General features: G+C 41.1%; 12 protein-coding genes. 3 read left to right on the forward strand and 9 right to left on the reverse strand.

The window, feature by feature from the left end; translation table 11 throughout:
- Positions 1-38 precede the first annotated feature (38 nt).
- The 9 genes from VK159_RS20270 to VK159_RS20310 form a co-directional block, all read right to left on the reverse strand.
- Positions 39-1,706 carry a glycoside hydrolase family 43 protein gene (locus VK159_RS20270; protein WP_324231994.1) on the reverse strand — a complete coding sequence of 556 codons (1,668 nt, stop codon included), beginning with the start codon at positions 1,704-1,706 and terminating at the stop codon, positions 39-41.
- Between the two features lie 13 nt (positions 1,707-1,719).
- Positions 1,720-2,757, reverse strand: coding sequence for a glycoside hydrolase family 43 protein (locus tag VK159_RS20275; RefSeq protein WP_324231995.1), 1,038 nt, complete (start codon positions 2,755-2,757; stop codon positions 1,720-1,722).
- Positions 2,758-2,787: 30 nt separating this feature from the next.
- Positions 2,788-4,224 (reverse strand): MFS transporter, encoded by a 1,437-nt coding sequence (locus tag VK159_RS20280; RefSeq protein ID WP_324231996.1) that lies wholly within the window; start codon positions 4,222-4,224, stop codon positions 2,788-2,790.
- Positions 4,225-4,252: 28 nt separating this feature from the next.
- Positions 4,253-5,365: an endo-1,4-beta-xylanase gene (locus tag VK159_RS20285; RefSeq protein ID WP_324231997.1), complete on the reverse strand. Its 1,113-nt coding sequence runs from the start codon at positions 5,363-5,365 to the stop codon at positions 4,253-4,255.
- A gap of 30 nt (positions 5,366-5,395) precedes the next feature.
- Complete coding sequence (locus VK159_RS20290) at positions 5,396-7,957, reverse strand: glycosyl hydrolase 115 family protein (protein ID WP_324231998.1); 2,562 nt, start codon at positions 7,955-7,957, stop codon at positions 5,396-5,398.
- Between the two features lie 73 nt (positions 7,958-8,030).
- Positions 8,031-8,777, reverse strand: a complete 747-nt coding sequence (locus tag VK159_RS20295; RefSeq protein ID WP_324231999.1) for an SDR family oxidoreductase — start codon at positions 8,775-8,777, stop codon at positions 8,031-8,033.
- 27 nt (positions 8,778-8,804) lie between these two features.
- Positions 8,805-10,943, reverse strand: a complete 2,139-nt coding sequence (locus tag VK159_RS20300; protein WP_324232000.1) for an alpha-glucuronidase family glycosyl hydrolase — start codon at positions 10,941-10,943, stop codon at positions 8,805-8,807.
- A gap of 19 nt (positions 10,944-10,962) precedes the next feature.
- On the reverse strand, positions 10,963-11,991 hold the full coding sequence (locus VK159_RS20305) for a LacI family DNA-binding transcriptional regulator (RefSeq protein ID WP_324232001.1): 1,029 nt from the start codon (positions 11,989-11,991) through the stop codon (positions 10,963-10,965).
- A 36-nt stretch (positions 11,992-12,027) separates the two neighbouring features.
- On the reverse strand, positions 12,028-13,056 hold the full coding sequence (locus tag VK159_RS20310; RefSeq protein WP_324232002.1) for a LacI family DNA-binding transcriptional regulator: 1,029 nt from the start codon (positions 13,054-13,056) through the stop codon (positions 12,028-12,030).
- Positions 13,057-13,633: 577 nt separating this feature from the next.
- On the opposite strand from VK159_RS20310, the gene VK159_RS20315 reads away from it, so the two are divergent.
- The 3 genes from VK159_RS20315 to VK159_RS20325 all read left to right on the forward strand — a co-directional run bounded on the left by VK159_RS20315 (position 13,634) and on the right by VK159_RS20325 (position 20,184).
- Positions 13,634-16,792 (forward strand): TonB-dependent receptor, encoded by a 3,159-nt coding sequence (locus VK159_RS20315; protein ID WP_324232003.1) that lies wholly within the window; start codon positions 13,634-13,636, stop codon positions 16,790-16,792.
- An 18-nt stretch (positions 16,793-16,810) separates the two neighbouring features.
- Positions 16,811-18,595, forward strand: coding sequence for a RagB/SusD family nutrient uptake outer membrane protein (locus tag VK159_RS20320; protein ID WP_324232004.1), 1,785 nt, complete (start codon positions 16,811-16,813; stop codon positions 18,593-18,595).
- A 125-nt stretch (positions 18,596-18,720) separates the two neighbouring features.
- Positions 18,721-20,184, forward strand: coding sequence for a vanadium-dependent haloperoxidase (locus VK159_RS20325; protein ID WP_324232005.1), 1,464 nt, complete (start codon positions 18,721-18,723; stop codon positions 20,182-20,184).
- Positions 20,185-20,191: the final 7 nt, after the last annotated feature.

A 20,191-nucleotide genomic window follows, 5' to 3' on the forward strand; every position in this document is an offset into this window, starting at 1 on the left:
AAATATAAAGCCAATTACCTCTCTAATGATGTAACTGCTTATTTTTTAAAAGCGTCATCGTTTCCTTTATACTCAAACCAATCGTACAAAGCCAGTGATGATGTAGGCGCACCGTTGGACGTACCGTATAATGCAAACAGACTCCCTACAAATCCACCTGCTACTTTTGTTGTAAGGAACGAACCATCAACACCTTCTTTCAACAGTTTCCATTGGTTTTTCTTTTCTCCAAAAAAGAAAGCATAGGTATCTGCTCTTGCTTCAATTTTTAGAAACAGTTCTTTTGATGAAGTTAGTTTTTGTGATGCCAACAGTTCAGCTTCTGTTTTACCTCTTGCCGGAGATTTGAATAACTGTACAACGGGCTCTCCGTTTTCAACAGATTTGCAGAGGAAGTAATAGAAGTTCTCGCTCTGAAAAATCAGCATGCCTGCTTTTTCTTTTTCTGATGCTGCTGTGAAATTGATGCAGGTAGAAGCAGATCCTTTCAGATTATTCTGACGGTAGCCAAGAAAAGAAGGGCTTTTCCGTTCAGTAGCAGTTTGCGGACGTAATGCTAATTGCAGCGATCCTTTTTTTGCTGTTAAACTGTAGGCATCTTTTTCTGGATTTCGTAAGAAGAGATAACGGAAATCAAATTGATCGTTCTTGAAGTCATCTCTGAACGTAACGTTACCGCCAAACGGGTTGTTTACTTTTTTGGTAATGGCAGGCATTGGAACAGGCAATGTATACGGTACTGTTTCATCTCCTTCGAGTATATGCGGCCAGCCGTCTTTCCATTCAACAGGTAATAAAAAAGTTTCACGACCGGTTGTATAAAAATCATCATCGTAAGGCCGACAGGCAAGAAAAACGGCAAACCATTTTCCATCAGGTGTTTCTACAAAATCAGCATGACCTGTTGTAGTTATAGGATTGGGTCGTTTTTTATCTAAATGCTTTTGTGTAAGAATCGGATTCTTCTCATACGAAACATACGGCCCTTTTACCGATTTACTTCTGAACACAACTTCTGTATGATTATATCCTGTTCCACCTTCTGCACAGATCAAATAATACCAATCATCTTTCTTGAAAATATGCGGCGCTTCGATCCAGATTGGTTTTTTTGAAAGATCGGTTCCGCCATTCACCAATAAAATTTCTTCACCCACTACTTTCATCGCATCAATATCAAATTCATACATGCGAATGGTACGGTGACCATTGTACAATGGTTTGTTATCAGGTGCATCATTATTGTAAACAACGTATGCTTTATCATCTACAAAATCAATCGATGGATCAATACCACGTACCTGCGGTAACCAGATGGGATTGCTCCATGGACCTTTCGGATCTTTTGCTGTGATGATGAAATTTCCTTTCTTATCGATCAATGTACAAAGAATGTAAAACGTTCCTTTGTGGTAGCGAATAGTTGGAGCAAACAAACCTCTTGATACACCTGCATTGGTTTGATCCAATTGCTCTTCACGATCCATGGCATTACCGATCTGTTTCCAGTTCACCAAATCAGTACTGTGAAAAATCGGCAGACCGGGAAAATAAGCGAACGTAGAAGTGGTTACATAATAATCATTCCCCACTCTGCAAATACTTGGATCTGGATAGAACCCTGCGAGTATGGGATTATTAAAGGTTTGTGCGTTTGTAAATAACAACACAATCGCAAAAGAAAGGGTTAAGAGAAATTTCTTCATCTGATTTTATTATTTAATCGTTGTAAGGCTTAATTGTTTTGATGAAACCATTTTCGTCATGAATAAGCTCGGTTACTTTCACACTGCGTAAATGTGTAACACCTTTACTTAAACTGCTGTCGTGATAAAACAAATACCATTTGTTTTCAAATGCACAGATGGAATGATGTGATGTCCATCCAACAACAGGTTCTAATATCCTTCCTGCATATTTGAAAGGCCCGTAAGGATTATCGCCAATGGCATAGCAGAGATAGTGTGTATCGCCGGTTGAATACGAGAAATAGTATTTCCCATTGTATTTGTGGAGCCAACTTGCTTCAAAAAAACGTCGGTCAGTATCACCTTGTAAAAGTGGTTGACCGTTTTCATCCGTGATCAGCACGTCTTTTACATCTTCGGCGAATTCTAATAAATCATCAGTGAGCTTTGCAACTTTTGGACACAATGCCGGTTCGTTTTCTTCCGGTAAAAATGCAACCGGGCTTTCCGGTTGATCAGCATTAAATTTTCCAGTGCGCCAACGTTGTAATTGTCCGCCCCAGATACCACCGAAGTACATGTAGTAACTTCCATCATCATCTTTAAACACAGCAGGGTCAATGGAGAAACTGTTTTTGATTGCTTCCGATTGCGGCGTAAACGGCCCAACAGGTGAATCACTTACTGCCACACCAATTTTGAAAATACCTTCGTGATCTTTTGCCGGGAAGAATAAGTAATACTTGCCATCTTTTTCTGCAGCATCGGGTGCCCACATTTGTTTTGCAGCCCACGGTACATCGTTTACATGCAATGCAAGGCCATTATCAACGGCTTCGCTTGTTGGCGAATCCATGGAAAGAACATGATAATCTTCCATGGCAAAATGACTTCCGAGATCATCAAACGCATCGCCAGCGTCCACATCATGTGATGGATAGATATAAATTTTTCCATTGAACACATGTGCCGAAGGATCGGCTGTGTAAATATGTTTCACTAATGGTTGCGAAATGGCTCGCTTGTTTAATTCGTCGAAGTCGATATGATCAATGCTGTCTTCAGGCATAAAAAAGTTTTAAGTTTCAGGTTATAAGTTTTAAGCCCGGCGTGCTTTCAAATCGTTTTCAATCTGAGTCTCCATCTTCTTGTTGATCTCATAAAAGAATAACAAGCCTGCTCCAAGTAAAAAAGGAATCGATGGGAATACACTCACTAAAAGTTTAGTTCCTTCTATGGCCGTTGCTGTTTGCGCCGTTTCACTGTTGGCAGCATAATCAAACAGTCCCAATATCCATGTGAGCAGTGCATTGCCAACACTTAATCCTGTTTTCAACCCAACCATCATGGCTGAGAAAATGATGGCCGTTGCACGACGGTTGTTTTTCCATTCGCTGTAATCGGCCACATCAGCGATCATGGCCCATAGTAGCGGAATGGTGATGCCATAGAAAAAGCCATGCAAAATTTGTGAACCAAACATCAGCTCAACCGAGGTTGATGAGAAGAAATAAAATAAAAAGATAAACAGGGTTGAAATAACCAAGGCTACTCCAAATACATCTCGTTTTCCATATTTATCTGCAAGACGTTTGGAAAATCCAATGCCCACAATCATGAAAATAATTCCGCCTGCATTAAACAAACCAAAACCTGCTGACACAGGATCTTCACCAAAAAAGTTAATACCAATATTCGAAAAGCCATTTAAGATGGGGGTAATAAATTCGGTTAAACGGGCTTTGTCAACATAATTTTCAAAATAGTAAACATAGGAACCACCTTTCATCGCCAGCGTAATAAACACAAGGATGGTCAATACCAACATGATTATCCATGGCTTGTTTTTAAAGATATCTGCCAGATCCTCTTTTAAACTTGATTTCTGTTCCGGTTTTGGTACAATGCGTTCTTTGGTTGTGAAGAAAGTAATAAGTAACATCACGGTTCCGATGATGGCTAACCACGTCATTACTTTTTCAATACCAACGGCTTTATCGCCTCCACCAGCTGCTACAATAATGGGCAGCATAAATACCTGCACAAAAAACTGTGCAAACATCACCGCTACAAATCGATAAGCCGATAAACTGTTGCGTTCTTTCATATCGCCGGTAATCACACCACTCAATGCAGAGTAAGGAAGATTGTTGGCAGCATACAATAACAACAAGAGCGTGTAAGTAACTACTGCATAAATCACTTTCCCCTTATACGAAAAATCAGGTGTGCTGAAAGCAAGTAATGCAATCACACCCAAAGGCACAGCTGTAAACAAGATCCATGGACGAAATTTTCCCCACTTGGAAACTGTTCTGTCTGCAATGGCACCAATGATGGGATTAAATGCAAACGCAGCAATCAAGCCTACCACTAACATCAGTGCCGATGCATGATTGGTGTCGAGTCCGTAGATATCTGTATAGAAGTAAGCCAGATAAGTTACGAGAGTTTGAAATACAAGGTTAGCTGCAAGATCGCCCAAGCTATACCCAACTTTTTCTTTTACTGATAATTTTTGTGATGATGATTCCATGTGTATTGTTTGTTGATCGGCCAATGAATTATTTTTTTAAAGCCATTACTGCATGATATGCAGGTTTGGGTTGAAATGCACGATCGAACAGCAAAGGATAATTCGTTCTGCCACGTACCGGCCAACCGTTGAGCCAGCTTTGTCCGTCATCAACTCCCCAAAAAGTTACACGGGTAATTTTATCCTTGTGTTTCAAAAACAATTTGAACAGGTTGGCATAATCGTTTGCCTGTTTTTGCAGCAAGCTGTCGGGAATTCCATTTGCATATGGATTCAATTCAGGATTGGAAGCCTGGCGTTGATTAACGTCTGCACCTTGAAAATTGCGGGGCAGCATTTCAATGTCGAGCTCAGTGATCATCACTTTCAATCCGAGTGCATGATAGGCAAGAATACTTTCTTCAATGTCCTTAAATGGAACACGGCCAATATGCCAATGTCCCTGAATACCTACACCATCAATTCGCACACCGGCAGCTTGTACTTTTTTCACCAATGCAAGACAGCCTTCACGTTTTTTCGGTTGTTCATTATTATAATCGTTGTAATAAAGTTCAGTACCGGGTGATGCTTTTTCTGCAAGACGGAAAGCTTCGGTTACAAAACCATCTCCCATTTTATCAAGGAAAATTGATTTACGCATAGTACCATCTTCGTTCAATGCTTCGTTTACCACATCCCATGAAAAGATCTTACCGCTGTAACGACTGGCAACCGTGTTGATGTGATTGGTGAAAAATGTTTTAAAGGAATCAACATCTTTTATTCTTATTGCAAATTGTGGTAACTGACTATGCCAGATCAATGTATGGCCATTCACCTTCATGTTGTTCTTTGCACCATACGCAACAATTTTATCGGCTAAGTCAAAATTATATCTGTCCCATTCAGGATGAATGATCTCAGCCTTCATAATATTTTCCGGGGTAATAGCATTGAACTGTTGTACGATCAACGCATTTGCTTTACTGTCTCTCTCTTCGATCTGTTGCGTGTTTAATGCAGTGCCGATAAGAAAATCGTTTTTATAAGCATCCTTCAGCGAATTACCGGCAGCACCCATTCTGCTTGTGCTTGTACAGTAAGCAAAGCAAGCCAGAATAGCCGCAGCAACAGCGAATTTTGAAATGAACTTTTTCATGTTTTTTGATTTAGGCAAGATGTATAAATATTATTTGTTGATTCTTGTTTCAGGCGGACCGAGATAACTTGGCTTCATATCACCAAAATCAGCCACCAACTTTTGCAATACCACGCCACTGTTTACCATCCAGTATTTGATCACATGCTTACCGGGTGTGCTGATCTTATGTTTACTTGTTTTGATGATAATGCTTTCGCCCACCCATTTATTCCAGATACCGCTGATGCTGTTTTTATCTTCTTTATTCAGGCTGATGATTTGTGGCGCTTCATCATCAACAGAAATGGCATACTGCAAACCATTTTCTGTATTATGAAAATTCAATGAAGGAGAGAAGTATGCATGGATTGTGAAACTGTCTTTACTGTACGTATAAATTTCATATTCCAGAAACGGAGTTGATGCTGAAGGTTGCTGTTCAGGTGCTGTTACAGGAACTGTTGTAACCGCATCACCTGTTCTGCCAAGATCTGGTAATACTTTCCATGAAATTATTTTACTATTGTTTGCTTTGCTGAAATGCGCTGCTTCAATTGATACAACAGCAAATCGTTCGATAAAACTATTTGGCTTTGCATCAGCCGGTGGTTTTGCTGCGGGTACAGCACCTATCTGTATGATCTCATCTTTAAATACAGTGCTTTCCGGCAGATAATTTACTTTCGGCATTCTGTTAATCGGAGGTTGCTGCCAATAGGTGTAACCAATGTGCGTTTGACTCATCATATGGTTCCACTTGCCGTTATTGAGTTTGTGGTATTCAATTGTAATCAGTGAATCTCTGTTGTATAGCTCTTTTACTCTGTCAGCATATTCAACAGTTGATTCATACTTTTCTTTAAACGCTTCTTTATTCATCGCAACGTTGTAATACATTTCGTTGAGATTAGCGCAGGCTTTAATAGGATGCAGCACCAGTTGAAAGAAGGCGTCTTTTTGTTCTGCTGTTAATTCACTATTGATCTCTTCTGCTTTGGTAAGTAAGTCATTGAAATCATTCACCACATTTTCCCATTCGCCATAAAATAAGCTGTATGTTCTGTCATCCAGCAATTCAGGTTTTCTTCTGCCATTGTACTTCGCATATTTCGCAAGCAGTTCAGCTATAGCAGTTGCATGTTTTGTTCCGAATTGTTGTGCAGCCCATTTAACTGTGTATGCCTGAATATCGTTTGCATCAATTTTAGTTGGATCCCATGCATAATCAAGAAAGAAGGAGATGGGCAATTCCATTGGTTTGATATCGCCCACATTTACGATCCAGATATCTTTTACATTATGCTCGTATGCCAAATGCATCTGCTCCCAAATACGTGGCAGCGGATTTGTATTAAGCCATTTGTAATTACGTGGACCACCTACATAATCGAAGTGATAATAAATACCGTAACCACCTTTACGGGGCTTCTCTTCAACTTTTGGAAGCTTGCGTAGATTACCCCAATTATCATCGCACAATAACAAGGTTACATCATCCGGCACACGCATGCCTTTATCAAAGTAATCCTGCACTTCTTTATACAAAGCCCAGAGTTGTGGCGTTTGTTCTGCTGGCTTACCCGTTACATCTGATATAATTTTTCGTTGATCTTTTACAATACGTTCGAGCAGGGAAGTTGCTGTTTCACGGCTCATTGGTTCATCACCATCGCCACGCATACCAACGCTTACAATTTTTTCGTTCCATGCACGCTGCATTCCGCCACGCCAGAATTCTTTCAGTCCTGCTTCTGTGCTATCGTAATTCCATTTTTGTTTTTTGCCATACCTGGCCCATTCAGCATGTGCACGCATCAATGGCTCGTGATGCGATGTACCGATCACAATGCCGTATTCATCGGCCACTTTGATGTTGAGTGAATCATCATCATAAAACGCATTGCCCCACATGGCAGGCCAGATATAGTTGGATTTTAAACGAAGCATCAACTCAAACACCTTTGCATAAAATTTCGAATTGAAACCGCCGAATTTTTCTTTGCTCCAATTACTGAGTGCCGGTGCTTCATCGTTAATAAAGATGCCACGGTATTTAACTTTTGGTGCATCGCTGATCGTTGCATTTGCATTGATGTAGATTTCTTTTTTTGTTTGTATGGGAACATCGGCCCACCAATACCAGGGAGATACACCAATTTGTTTGCTCAGTTCAAATACAGCGAATGCAGTCGCTCTTCTGTCGCTCCCAACAATTACCAACGCCTGCTCAATTCCCTTTACCGGATTTTTTACAGTAAGTATCTTATACGCTTCCCACTTGCCTTTGATATCTGCAACTGAGATTTTCTTTTGTTGGATGAGTTGTTTGATGAAAGATGATTTGTCAACAGAACCAATAATGATGGCTGTACCTGTTGCATTTGAAACGGTATTGCTGATCGGCAATTGTTTCAATGTAACCGATTGCATATCACTTGCAAAAAAAAGTGCGGCTTTGTTTATAACTGTATAATCATTCTTGTCAACAAGGATCGTTGCGCCAGACAACGCATACGAGGTGGCCCCCGCATTTTCTGCAAGCAGTTGTTGTGCCTTGGTACCCGTTATGCATGCACCAATAAGTACGACAAGCAAGATCGTTTTTTTCATACCTGTTTTCTATATTAAACCTGTTCTGCACTGCATGCAATGCAGAACAGGTTGAGATCAATCGCTTATTAATTTAGAAACCAATGCTGTTGCCACCATCAACAGGCAGTACAACACCGGTTACATATTTTGCGCCATCGCTTGCTAAGTACAACGCAGCAGCACCAATATCTTCCGGTTGTCCCATGTGGCCCATTGGTGTGCGGTTAAATACTTTTGCTTTCCGTTCGGGATCGCTGTTCAATGCTTTTTCCGTCATCGCACTATAAATAAATCCGGGTGCAATTGCGTTTACACGAATACCATTTGGTGAAAGTTCAACCGCCATTGCTCTCGTCATTCCATCGATCGCTGTTTTGCTTGCACTGTATGCAATTACTTTTGGCAACCCATACTGTGCAGCCATTGAACTGATGTTGATGATGCATCCGCTTTTTCGTTTCAACATATCTTTCACCACTTCACGACTGATGCTGAATACAGCCGTTACATTTGTTGTAAGAATGCGTTGAAATTCTTCATCGGTTACTTCTTCAAATACTTTCTTTTGATTGATGCCTGCATTATTTACCAGAATATCAATTTGTCCAAACTCAGCAAGAATATTTTCAATCAAAGCAGGAATAGATGAAAGGTCACTCAGGTCGCAGGTCTTATAAAAACCATTTTCGCCCAATTCAGCTTTTGCGGCTTTTAACTTTTCTTCATCCCGTCCAACAATAATTGTTTTGACGTTGTTGGCTGTAAATGCTTTCGCAATTGCTAATCCTAATCCTGATCCACCTCCCGTTACAATCGCTAACTTTTGTTTGTTACTCATAATGCAAATATTAGTTTGGACTGCAAGTTAGTTGCCCGGTGCAAACGGGAAACGTAAACTTTTATAATAGTCTAATGTTTTATCGGGCTGTTCGTAGTTCGAAGGAATTGGTTGATTGGAGAAGGTCTGGAAGTAGAGCAAACATGCGTTGCGCCACCACTTTGCTTCGTCCAGTTGCGTATCGAGCAACATGCTTACTTCTCTGAATCGTTGTTCATCAATTTTTGATTGTTGTTTCAACCATTCTTCTTTCATCCATTTTACACTATCTGCACCTCTATAATATCTGTAAACAAGTTCGTTCCATAAGCTGCGGCCGCTTTTCATTTTATGATTCCATGAAGCATGATGAAACCACAACAAATATTTTTCATCGCAGGTTGCAATGTTTTCCCATTGTTTCCGTGCTTCGGGATGATATTGTCCAATTGCATTACTGCCGGCAGCGGTGCGATTAAAACCAATCCCAACACTATCTGCTTTGTGATAATACACAGGATTCCATTCCGGACGATTGAGATTACTTACCCATGGAGCGGGACCGTAGTGATGACCAGTTGACATGATATGATGCAACCCAATCGGGTTCATATAGTCAACCATAATTTCTCTGCTGCGTAACATGATCTGCTTTGTTGATTGTACAAACGCAGCATCATTGGAAAAAGTCATACGCAGCCACTCATCTGCAATTACATCACTGGTTACATTGTAATCCCATGCCAGTCGTCCCAATGCATACCAATTGGCCTGCGCCATTGGATGTCCTGTCCAATTAATATCGTTGCCGATGTTTGCAACACCCGTCATACCATTCAATGCATGATCATCTAAACTGCCATCGATCACTTTCGCAACCGTGCTTCCTTTTCCTTTTGCGTAAGTGTCACTGTCTAATACTTCTTTAAATAAAGGTGCAAGAAAAACCCAATTGGTTGCCTGCCCTAAGTATTCCTGTGTTACCTGGAACTCCATCATCAACGGCGTTTTGGGCATGGCACCAAACAACGGATGAAAGGGTTCACGTGGCATAAAATCAATGGCACCATTCTTTACCTGCACCATTACATTGCTGTTGAATTTTCCATCGAGCGGAACAAAATCATCGTTTGCCTGCTTGTGCCGATCAACAGGATTTTCTGCTGCATACACAAATGCACGCCAGATCACAATTCCTTTATGCGGAGCTACGGCAGCGGCCAACATATTTGCACCGTCGGCATGTGTGCGTTTATAATCCTGAGGGCCGGGTTGTCCTTCGCTGTTTGCTTTTACTAAAAAACCACCAAAGTCGGGAATGAGTGAGTAGATCTCATTTGCTTTTGCCGTCCACCATTGTTGTACACTTGCATCCAATGGATCAGCTGTTTTCAACCTGCCGAGTTCAATCGGTGAACTGAAGCGTGCAGTTAAAAATACTTTTATACCGTACGGACGAAATACATCCGCCAGTTTTTTTACTTTTTCAAGATAAGCAGGCGTAAGGATAATGGAATTTGCATTGACGTTGGTTAACGCAACTGCATTAATGCCGATAGATGCATTCGCTCTTGCATAATCAATATAACGTTGATCAATAAACGTAGGAAGCCGATGCCAATCCCAAATCGAAAATCCTGCATAGCCACGCTCAACTGTGCGGTTGAGATTATCCCAATGGTTGAGCATGCGTAATTTCAGTTTTGGAACTGAAACAATATTGAGATTACTAACCTGCTGATTGGTTTGTAATAATCGCAAATAATGAAAAATTCCGTAGAGTACAGCTATATCTGTATTGCCGGTAATAAATGTTTTGCCCGGCTTTGCTTTTATGATGAATCCTTCATCACCAATACGATTCAATTCTTCTTTTGTAACAAGTGCAGATAAAACGGCAGATGACTTTACAGTACCTGCTATGAACGCACTTGATGCAGCGATTGTACTGTTTACAATGTATCGGTTACCTGTTAAACCAGTCAATGCTGTTTTTAATTCTTTCCGTGCAATATCTGCAGTGGGAGAGGCACCCAATATAACTGGCGAGGCAGTTTGCTTTTTGTATTGAAGTAGAAGCGTTGAGTTTTTGATGGGCACATAACGTAACCATAGATCATACCCATTCTCAGCCCGTACAAACGAACCACAGATCAATAACAGCAGCAATACGTTTAATCTCTTCATGTAAGTAATCGTTACAGCATCATCCTTTTCTTAAAGATGATTTGCGGATAATTAATTCTGACTTTACAATGATGGTGTTTGTCTGTGTGATTTTGATATCACCTTTCAGGTGTGCAATTAAATTACGTGCAGCAATTTCGCCGATATCAATGCCTGGATAGTTGATGGTGGTTAATTGCGGTTCAACAATCTTGCTGATAGCATCGTTGTTAAAGCCAACAATGGCAATATCTTCCGGTATGCGTACACCATGCTCCTTTAATGTTTGCATACAAACGGCTGCCGAGAAATCATTGGTGATAAATGCAGCATCCGGCATGGGTTTCATGGTCAGGATCTGCTCAGCCGCTTCACGGCCGCACTTTTCACTCAGGTCTTTAATGAGTACAAGGTTTTCATCGAAGGCAATATTATTATCGAACAACGCATCTTTATAACCTTTATAACGTTGGGCATACACGTTTCGGTTAAGATTCGCAGTAACTATAACGATGCGTTTACTTCCCTGTTCAATCAAATGTTGAGTTGCCTGGTAACCATTCTTATAGTTATCAATTACAACTTTGGCATTGTCGGAGTTTTCTTCCACACGATCGAAAAAGATAACCGGAATATTCTTATCAAAGAAAGGTTGAAAGTGATCTAATCCTTTTGTATCAAATGAAAGTGAGGCAATAATACCATCTACCCGTTTATGAAACAAGTTGAGTACGTTTGCCGATTCCTTCTTAAAACTTTCTGATGAGTGGGTAATAATTAGATCGTAACCTGCTTCAGTACTGATCTTTTCAATGCCGGCCAGTACAGAGGTAATAAAGTTACTGTTCAATTCATGTACAATAATGCCGATGGTGTTTGTCTTTTGCTTGCGGAGATTGCTGGCAAAATTATTATGGCGGTAACCCATTTCTTTCGCTGCATCCTGAATTTTCTTTCGGGTAGTTTTGCTGATGGCAGGATGATCCTTAAGCCCTCTGCTGACGGTAGCTGTTGAAAGCTCCAACAGACTTGCGATATCATAAATAGTTACCTCTTTTTTTTCTTTCATGGCTTCTGGTCGGTTATGAATAATACAATTGTAACCTTACAATCGTCGTTTCGATGAATCTCTTATTAAAAGTGTTGATTGCAACACAAGCCTGGTTGTTTTCATTGTCGTTACATCGCCCTTCAAAATATTGAGTAATCCTGCTGCTGCGGCTTCGCCAATGTTATAACCCGGGTAATCAATTGTTGTTAGCTTTGGCTCAATCACCCGGCTTACAGCATCGTTATTGAATCCCGCAAATGCAATATCATCAGGTATTTTTATTCCCTGTTCTTTCAGATGACTCATGCAATAAACGGCGGACATATCGTTGGCACAAAACACAGCATCCGGTCTTTCACTTTTATTCAAAGAAAGAATATAGTTGGCTGCATCAATACCATCCTGCTCACCAAGTTTACTTATCTGCACAAGGGTGTCATCATAGTATATATTATTATCTTCCAGTGCCTGCCTGTAGCCTTTCAAGCGATCGCTATAAGTATCTCTCAATAAACTACCACCAAGGTGCATGATGCGCTTACATCCCTGTTGTATTAGATGTGTTACTGCTTTATAGGCTGCGTCCCGGTTATTAATAACAACACAGGTACTTTCTTCGGTTTGGAAAGTCCGGTCGAAAAACACAACAGGTATATGTTTATCAAAGAAAGGCTGCAGATGCGAAATGTCTGTTGTATCGTATGCAAGCGATATCAATAAGCCATCCACCCGTTTATTAAACATGGTATTGACATTGCTTTTCTCCAGTTCTTTTTTCTCCAATGACTGACTGATGATAATATTATAACGTTCCTTGCTGGCAACATCTTCAATGCCTGCCAATACGGAGGTCATAAAATAACTGTTCAATCGGGGAACAATAATGCCAATGGTTTGGGTTCGTTTGTTTCGGAGATTGCTGGCAAAATTATTATGCCGATATCCCATTTCTTCCGCTTTCGAGAGTATTCTGCTAACAGTATCCTTATTGATTGCATCGCTTTTCTTTAATCCCCTGCTAATGGTAGCAGGCGATAAATTAAGCTCTCGGGCAAGGTCGTAAATGGTTACATCTTTATGCATCTTGAAGGAAGAAGGCAAACATGGTTGATCGCTCTAAGGTAGAAATTATTTTAAAAAAATAATGCAATCGGTTGCATTTTTAAAAATATTTCCTACATTAGCTTTGTGAACTTAAGTGAGCAGGGTCGATTTCAATATTACTCTGCAGCTTCATTTGCATTTATAAAAAGATGGTTTTTTCATTTAATCAAATCAATAAGGATTGGATGTCGAAAAATATTCTTAAAGGCATTGACAGAATTTAGTGCTATTTTTTTATAAGTTTATGCAACCGATTGCAACTTAAAATCACTTCATTCTCCTGACGTATAAGGATGAAGTTTAACGATAACTGCTGATATGAGAAGATTGATTGCCATGCGTGTAACTTTCACGATTGCCTTTGCCAAAGACAAGTTGAAGTCTTTGCGTTCAGGAATTATTTGTTTGTTATATAGAACGCCTGTCAGTTATAACTTCCCACATCAACGCTTTGTTTATTTCACACATTTTCCTCCTCCGGATCCCTAGATTCTGAATATTGTTTCTCTCCACACTGCTCATAAATTAACTGTTAAACTCAAAACTAGAATTGACTATGCCAAAGAAAAAAATCAGTTTGCCTCTATTCAAACAACTGACGGCAAATTTTCCTGCTTTTGTATTTGCGATACTGTTACAGGTGTTGCTGATACCAAATCAGGTATCAGCTCAAGACATTACTGTAAAAGGTACAGTGAACGGTGAAAATGGCACTCCATTAAGAGGTGCATCCATTACTCTTAAAGGAACCAACAAAGGAACCACTACCGATAACAATGGTGCCTTTACGATCAGTGCTTCCAGGGGAAGCACCCTGGTAGTTTCAGCCGTTGGGTATGCTGAAAAGGAAGTTCGCATTGGTGACCAGGCTACAATTACCATTGATCTGGTTGTTGACAGCGAAGCACTCGGTGAAGTTGTGGTGATTGGTTATGGCACACAACGCAAAAAAGACGTAACAGGATCTACTGTTACAATTAAAGGTGAAACCTTGAACGAGATCAAAGCGCCGAATATTTTCAACCAATTACAAGGTCGAGCGCCGGGTGTGGATATTGTGAATAATAGCACCCAGATTGGGTCCGGCGGTGAAATCCGTATTCGTGGCAACCGTTCGATTGGCAATAACAATAGCCCATTGATAGTGGTTGACGGAATGGTGTACGGTGGTAGCGTGAATGATATCAACCCCGATAATATTGCCAGTCTGGACATCTTAAAAGATGCATCAGCAACAGCTATATATGGTTCACGTGGTTCCAATGGTGTAATCATCATCACTACAAAACGTGGTACTTCGCAAAAAGCAACTACAACATATAACGGTTATGTGGGTGTGGTAAATGCAATTGATACCTATCGTTTGTTTAACGGCGCAGAATATGCAAAGTTTAAGCAAGATGCAAAGGAAGGGCAACCGAACCCTGCTAATAACAATCCATATGCATTAAATGCAACGGAGCAGGCAAACCTTGCAGCGGGTGTGAGCACCGATTGGCAGGATCTGTTATTGACACAAGGAATTCGTACAAGTCATGATTTGAGTGTGAGAGGCGGTACCGACAGAACACAATACTCTTTTGGTGTTGGTTATTACAATGAAACTGGCATTATCCACGATCAGAATCTGAACCGGTATTCATTTAATGTTAACATCGACCATAAAGTTTCAGATCGTATCAAAGTAGGATTTACCAGCTTTAATACCTTATTGCGTTCTAACAGACTTGGTACAAACGCATATGGTGCAGGTACAAGGTTAGGGCCATTGTACAAACCATATAACGACGACGGTACAATTAACTTTAAACCCGCTATTTTACAAGGAGTTGATAACGCACAGATCAATCCGCTTACATCGATTGGTAATAACGACCTGATCAAGGCGTTTAACAGAAGATATCAGTTCCAGCATAATTTTTATGCGGAGATCAAGATCCTGAAAGATTTGAAATTCAAATCCACCTTTGGATATGGTTGGTCGCAAACACTTTCGAGCAACTATACCGGACCCAATACTGTATTTAATATCAATGCAACTCCTGCCGGTTCTAACTTGAGCCAGGGTAATTCTGAAGGCTGGCAATACACGATTAATAACTCACTGGAGTACAATAAAACCTTTGCCGGTAAGCATAAAGTGACGGTGTTAGCGTTGCAGGAAGTACAAAAAAATCAGTTCAGACAACAAACATTTAACGGACAAGGTGTACCTGCTGACTTTATACAGGATTATAACTTTTTGCAGGTAAATACAATTACGCCTGCAAACGTTGGTCAAGGTACCGCTTTCGATGAATCCGCTCTGATTGGCTATATGGGTAGAGTTGTTTATTCGTACGATGACCGGTTTTTACTTACCGCTACTGTGCGTGCAGATGGTGCGTCTGTACTAGCTCCGGGTAATCAGTGGGTAACTTATCCTGCGGTTTCCGTAGGGTGGAATATTGCCAACGAAAAGTTCATGCAGAACCTGGAAGCTGTATCAAGTCTTAAATTAAGAGCAGGCTGGGGTATCAGCTCAAACGCTGGTATAAGGGCTTACACAACATTGGGCAGCCTAGGCAACAACTTCTATAATTTCGGATCAGGTACAGCCATTGGCGTAAACTATGTAAATGGTTACCTGATCAATACCAGCCCTAATCCAAATCTTACCTGGGAAAAAACAACAGGTATCAACATCGGTCTGGATTTCGGTTTGCTCAAGAATCGTATCACAGGTTCCGTTGATTTTTACAGAAATAACACAACTGACATCCTGTTGGACCGTCAGTTACCACGTAGTAATGGTGTAAACAGTATCCTGGTGAATGTAGGTGAGACTGCAAACTACGGTTTAGAGTTCTCGGTAAGCAGTGTAAATATCGAAAGCAAAAACGGATTCAGATGGACCACTGATTTCAACGGCTTCTTCAACCGTGAGAAAATTGTAGCACTACAATTAGGTCTGAAAGAAGACAGAGCGAACGGCTGGTTTGTAGGCCAACCTATCACTACCATTTTTGACTACAAAAAAGTAGGCATCTGGCAAACATCGGAAGCTGCTCAGGCTGCAGTGTATGGGGTTGCTCCCGGCGACATCAAGATTGAAGATTTGAATAAAGACAACGTGATCAATGATGCTGACAGGCAGATCGTTGGTAATTTCCAACCAAAACTTGTAGCAGGTTTATCAAACCGTTTTGAATTCAAGAATTTTGATTTGAACATCGTGATGTTTGGTCGTTTCGGACAAACAGTGGTTGCCACCTACCTTTCTGCTGATGGTGGCGGCGCCGGTTATCCCTTCTTCCTGAACAGCCGTGTAAACCAGTTGAAAGTTGATTACTGGACTCCAACCAACCCAACCAATGCATTCCCTCAGCCGGATGCAAGTAAGGATGCCCTGCTCTTTACTTCAACGCTTACTTATCGTGATGGTTCCTTTATTAAACTCAGAACAATTGATTTCGGATATAACATTCCAGATAAACTTTTGAGCAAAGCAAAAATCAGCGGACTCAGAGTGTATGTATCTGCACAGAATCCATTCATTTTATGGGCTCCGTTGGTTAGAGACGGATTGGGTATTGATCCTGAAGGAAACGGAAATGGTAATGCCGTGGCTTCGCAAGGTGGTGGCTTAAACCCTGTTCAGGGACGTGCGATCACTGTAGGTATGGGTGTTCCTCCTTCACGTCAAATCATTTTTGGAGTTAATGTTCGATTTTAATCTTCTAAATTCTATAGTATGAAACATAAGAAAATAATATTCAGTCTGTTTCTGGGCTCCATTCTTCTTGCGGCTACCGGTTGTAAGAAATTATTGGAGGAACAGCCACGAACAGGGTTTACGCCATCATTTTTTTCTACCTCTGATGGTATCCAGGGAGCAATTGCAGGTATCTATTCCAGCTTTCGTGGACATTGGGGTACGCAAATTTTCACACAGCTTTTTAACGCAGGTACAGATGAATCTCAAAAAGGAGCTGCTGCCGATGTGCAACACTGGTTTGAGTATAACAATGCGGTAATTAAGAGTAACACCGATAACTATTTAGGTTTCTGGAACAGTATGTTCATCAATATCAATACTGCAAACGGCGTATTGGAATATGGTGCTGCTGCTAATATTCCTGCAGCTCAGAAAACACAGTTATTAGCACAAGCGAAATTCCTGCGTGGCTTCTGTTACTATTATTTAGTAACCACTTTTGGATCCGTTCCGTTAAAAACAAAATTCAATACTTCTGCCTCTGCTGCCGATGCACCATCTCCCATTGCAGATGTGTATGCACAGATCATTAAAGATCTAACAGAGGCATCTGCTGATTTGCCCAACACACCCGCAGCTGGTTTAGGCAAACCGGCAACCAAATCAACTGCTTTGTTCCTGCTGGCTAAAACCCATCTCTGGAGAGGTTGGTCTACAGTAGCACAGCCAAATGATTTTCAGCAGGCATATACCATTTCAAAAGCCCTCATCGATAACAAAGCCACCTACGGCTTAAACCTGTTGCCTTATTTTGGTAATGTTTTCAGAGAAGGACAGGAGTACAGTTCTGAAGTGTTGATGGTCATTGATCACACAAAAGATCTGAAATTCGGCCAAAACTCTGCAGTAGGTGCAGGTGCTACCAATGGTGCAGAAAACAAATCCAACTTCTTCTGGCGCCCGAACTATCCTACTATTAATGCAAATTATCCGGCAGGTGGTGGTGCCAATGTTACGGTTCGTGATATTAATAACGGACGTCCATTCCAACGCATTCGTCCGAATACCCGTTATATCATGGATGTGGCTTTTGCTAACAGAGCAACGGATGCACGTTATGAAGGAACCTTCCAGACTGTTTGGCTGTCGAATAGTACAGAAATGTCTGTAAGAGGATCCAATGGTGCAGTAACTCCAAGAGGTCAATTGATCAATGGTATTGATACATCGATCTGGATGCGTGACCGCCTTGTTACACCTGCAGAAAGAGCTGCGTTTAAAGGAATCATGTTTGAACCAAATCACTTACCTGGAGCTACAGTTCCTTACACTGCTAGCTACTATCCGAATGTTCGGAAATTTGATGATTCAACAAGAGGAAATCTGAATGACTATTCAGACAGGCCATACATCCTCTTCCGTTTCTCTGAAGTATACCTCATTGCCGCAGAAGCTGCGTTGAAAGGTGGTGCTACTTTACAGGATGCAGCAGACATGATCAATGTATTACGTACTCGTGCTGCATTGAAATTAAATCAGACGCCTGCCGAATATGCTGCCGCAGTTATTGCACAGCAGGTTACCGCCGGCCAGATAACGCTTGATTTTATACTGGATGAACGAAGCAGGGAATTGTATGCAGAAGATACCCGCTGGTGGGATCTTGCCCGGACACAGAAACTTGTTGATCGTGTTAAGCTACACAATCCGGAAGGTGCTGCCGGTGTTCAGCCATTTAATATGCTGCGACCTATACCTCAAACGCAGATTAACCTCGTATCGGAAGGGCCAAAATATCCGCAGAATCCAGGATATCAATAAGAAATAGTCTTTTTGAACGATAATATCAGAATCTTTGCAAACCGGGAACCAGTTCGTCTGCTTCCCGGTTTGTTCTAAAAAAGAGAGCCTGTTGCCAAAAATTTTACTTTAATTGTATTGCTATTATGAAGGGTAAGAGTCGCTACATCCAACTTTTTATTCTTGTTGTTGCTCTCTGTTCTTGCAGCGGCAATAACAAACAACTTACAGAAGAACCAAGAGGTGCCAATAACAGAGCGTACCAATGGGGGAAAATCTCATTAGAAGCAACTGCCAATGATACCGAAACATTTCGGCCACGCCCTACTGTAACAGCACGAATGTTGGGACTTGTGTGGACGGCTGTATTCGATGCATGGTCGAGGTACGATGAAATGGCCCGTCCATTATACCTGCAACAGGTTGAGCGGGTACCGCAAGAAGAACGGACAATAAAAAACAAAGAAATTGCGATCAGCTATGCAGCCTACCGAGCTATGCTGGAATATTTTTACAGCGATTCAGTTATGCTTCGCAACAAAATGAAAGAATTTGGTTTGGATCCGGACAATCAATCAACCGATCCAACTACACCCGAAGGCATTGGCAATCTCGCTGCAAAAACAGTTATCGAAGCAAGACTGAACGATGGTTCCAATCAAACAGGGACAATGCCCGGCTCCAATGGAAAAGTATACTCCGATTATACAGGTTATATGCCCGTTAACAGTGCTGATACACTCATTGATATTAAACGCTGGCAACCAAAATATTTTGCAGACGGGAAAGGCGGCAAATTTGCTCCCGCCTGTTTAACGCCACACTGGGGTAAAGTAAAGCCGTTGTTATTGGATTCCGGCAATCAGTTTCGTTGCCAACCTCCGCCTGCCATCGGCTCTGCACAATTGGAAAGGGAAGTAAAAGAAGTAGTGGAATTACAAGCTGCACTTACCAATGAACAAAAAGCGTTGGTTGAGTTTATGCGTGATGGACCAAAATCAGTTCAACAGGCAGGGCATTGGCTCATTTTTGCACAGGATGTTTCGGTACGTGATAACCATACATTAGATCAGGACGTAAAAATGTATTTTGTTGTTGAAGCTGCAGCTATGGATGGTTTTATTGCTTGCTGGGATACAAAAATGGAATATGATTTTGCACGGCCATATACACTGGTGCATTATTATTTTAAAGATAAAACAATCAAAGGTTGGGGTGGTCCAGACAAAGGAATGATTGAAATGCCGGGACAGGAATGGAGACCTTATTCACCCGAAACATTTTTATGTCCGCCTTTCCCAAGTTATATTTCCGGTCATAGCAGTATTAGTGGTGCTTGTGCTGAAATTCTGCGGCTCTTTACCGGCAGCGATAAATTTGGAGTGGAAGTAAAACGAAAACCGGGCGAAATGACTGAACCGGATCGTGTGGGTGCTGAAGTAACTTTATCATTCCCCACATTTACTGAAACAGCGAATATGGCCGGTCTTTCAAGAGTGTTAGGAGGATATCATATTCAATGTGAAAATGAAGAAGGGTTGAAGTTGGGAAGAAATGTTGCTGCACTCGTTTGGCAGAAATATTTATACCACATCGGCGAAAAAAACTGAATACGAA

Source organism: Lacibacter sp. (assembly GCF_035299325.1).
Taxonomy (GTDB): Bacteria; Bacteroidota; Bacteroidia; order Chitinophagales; family Chitinophagaceae; genus Lacibacter.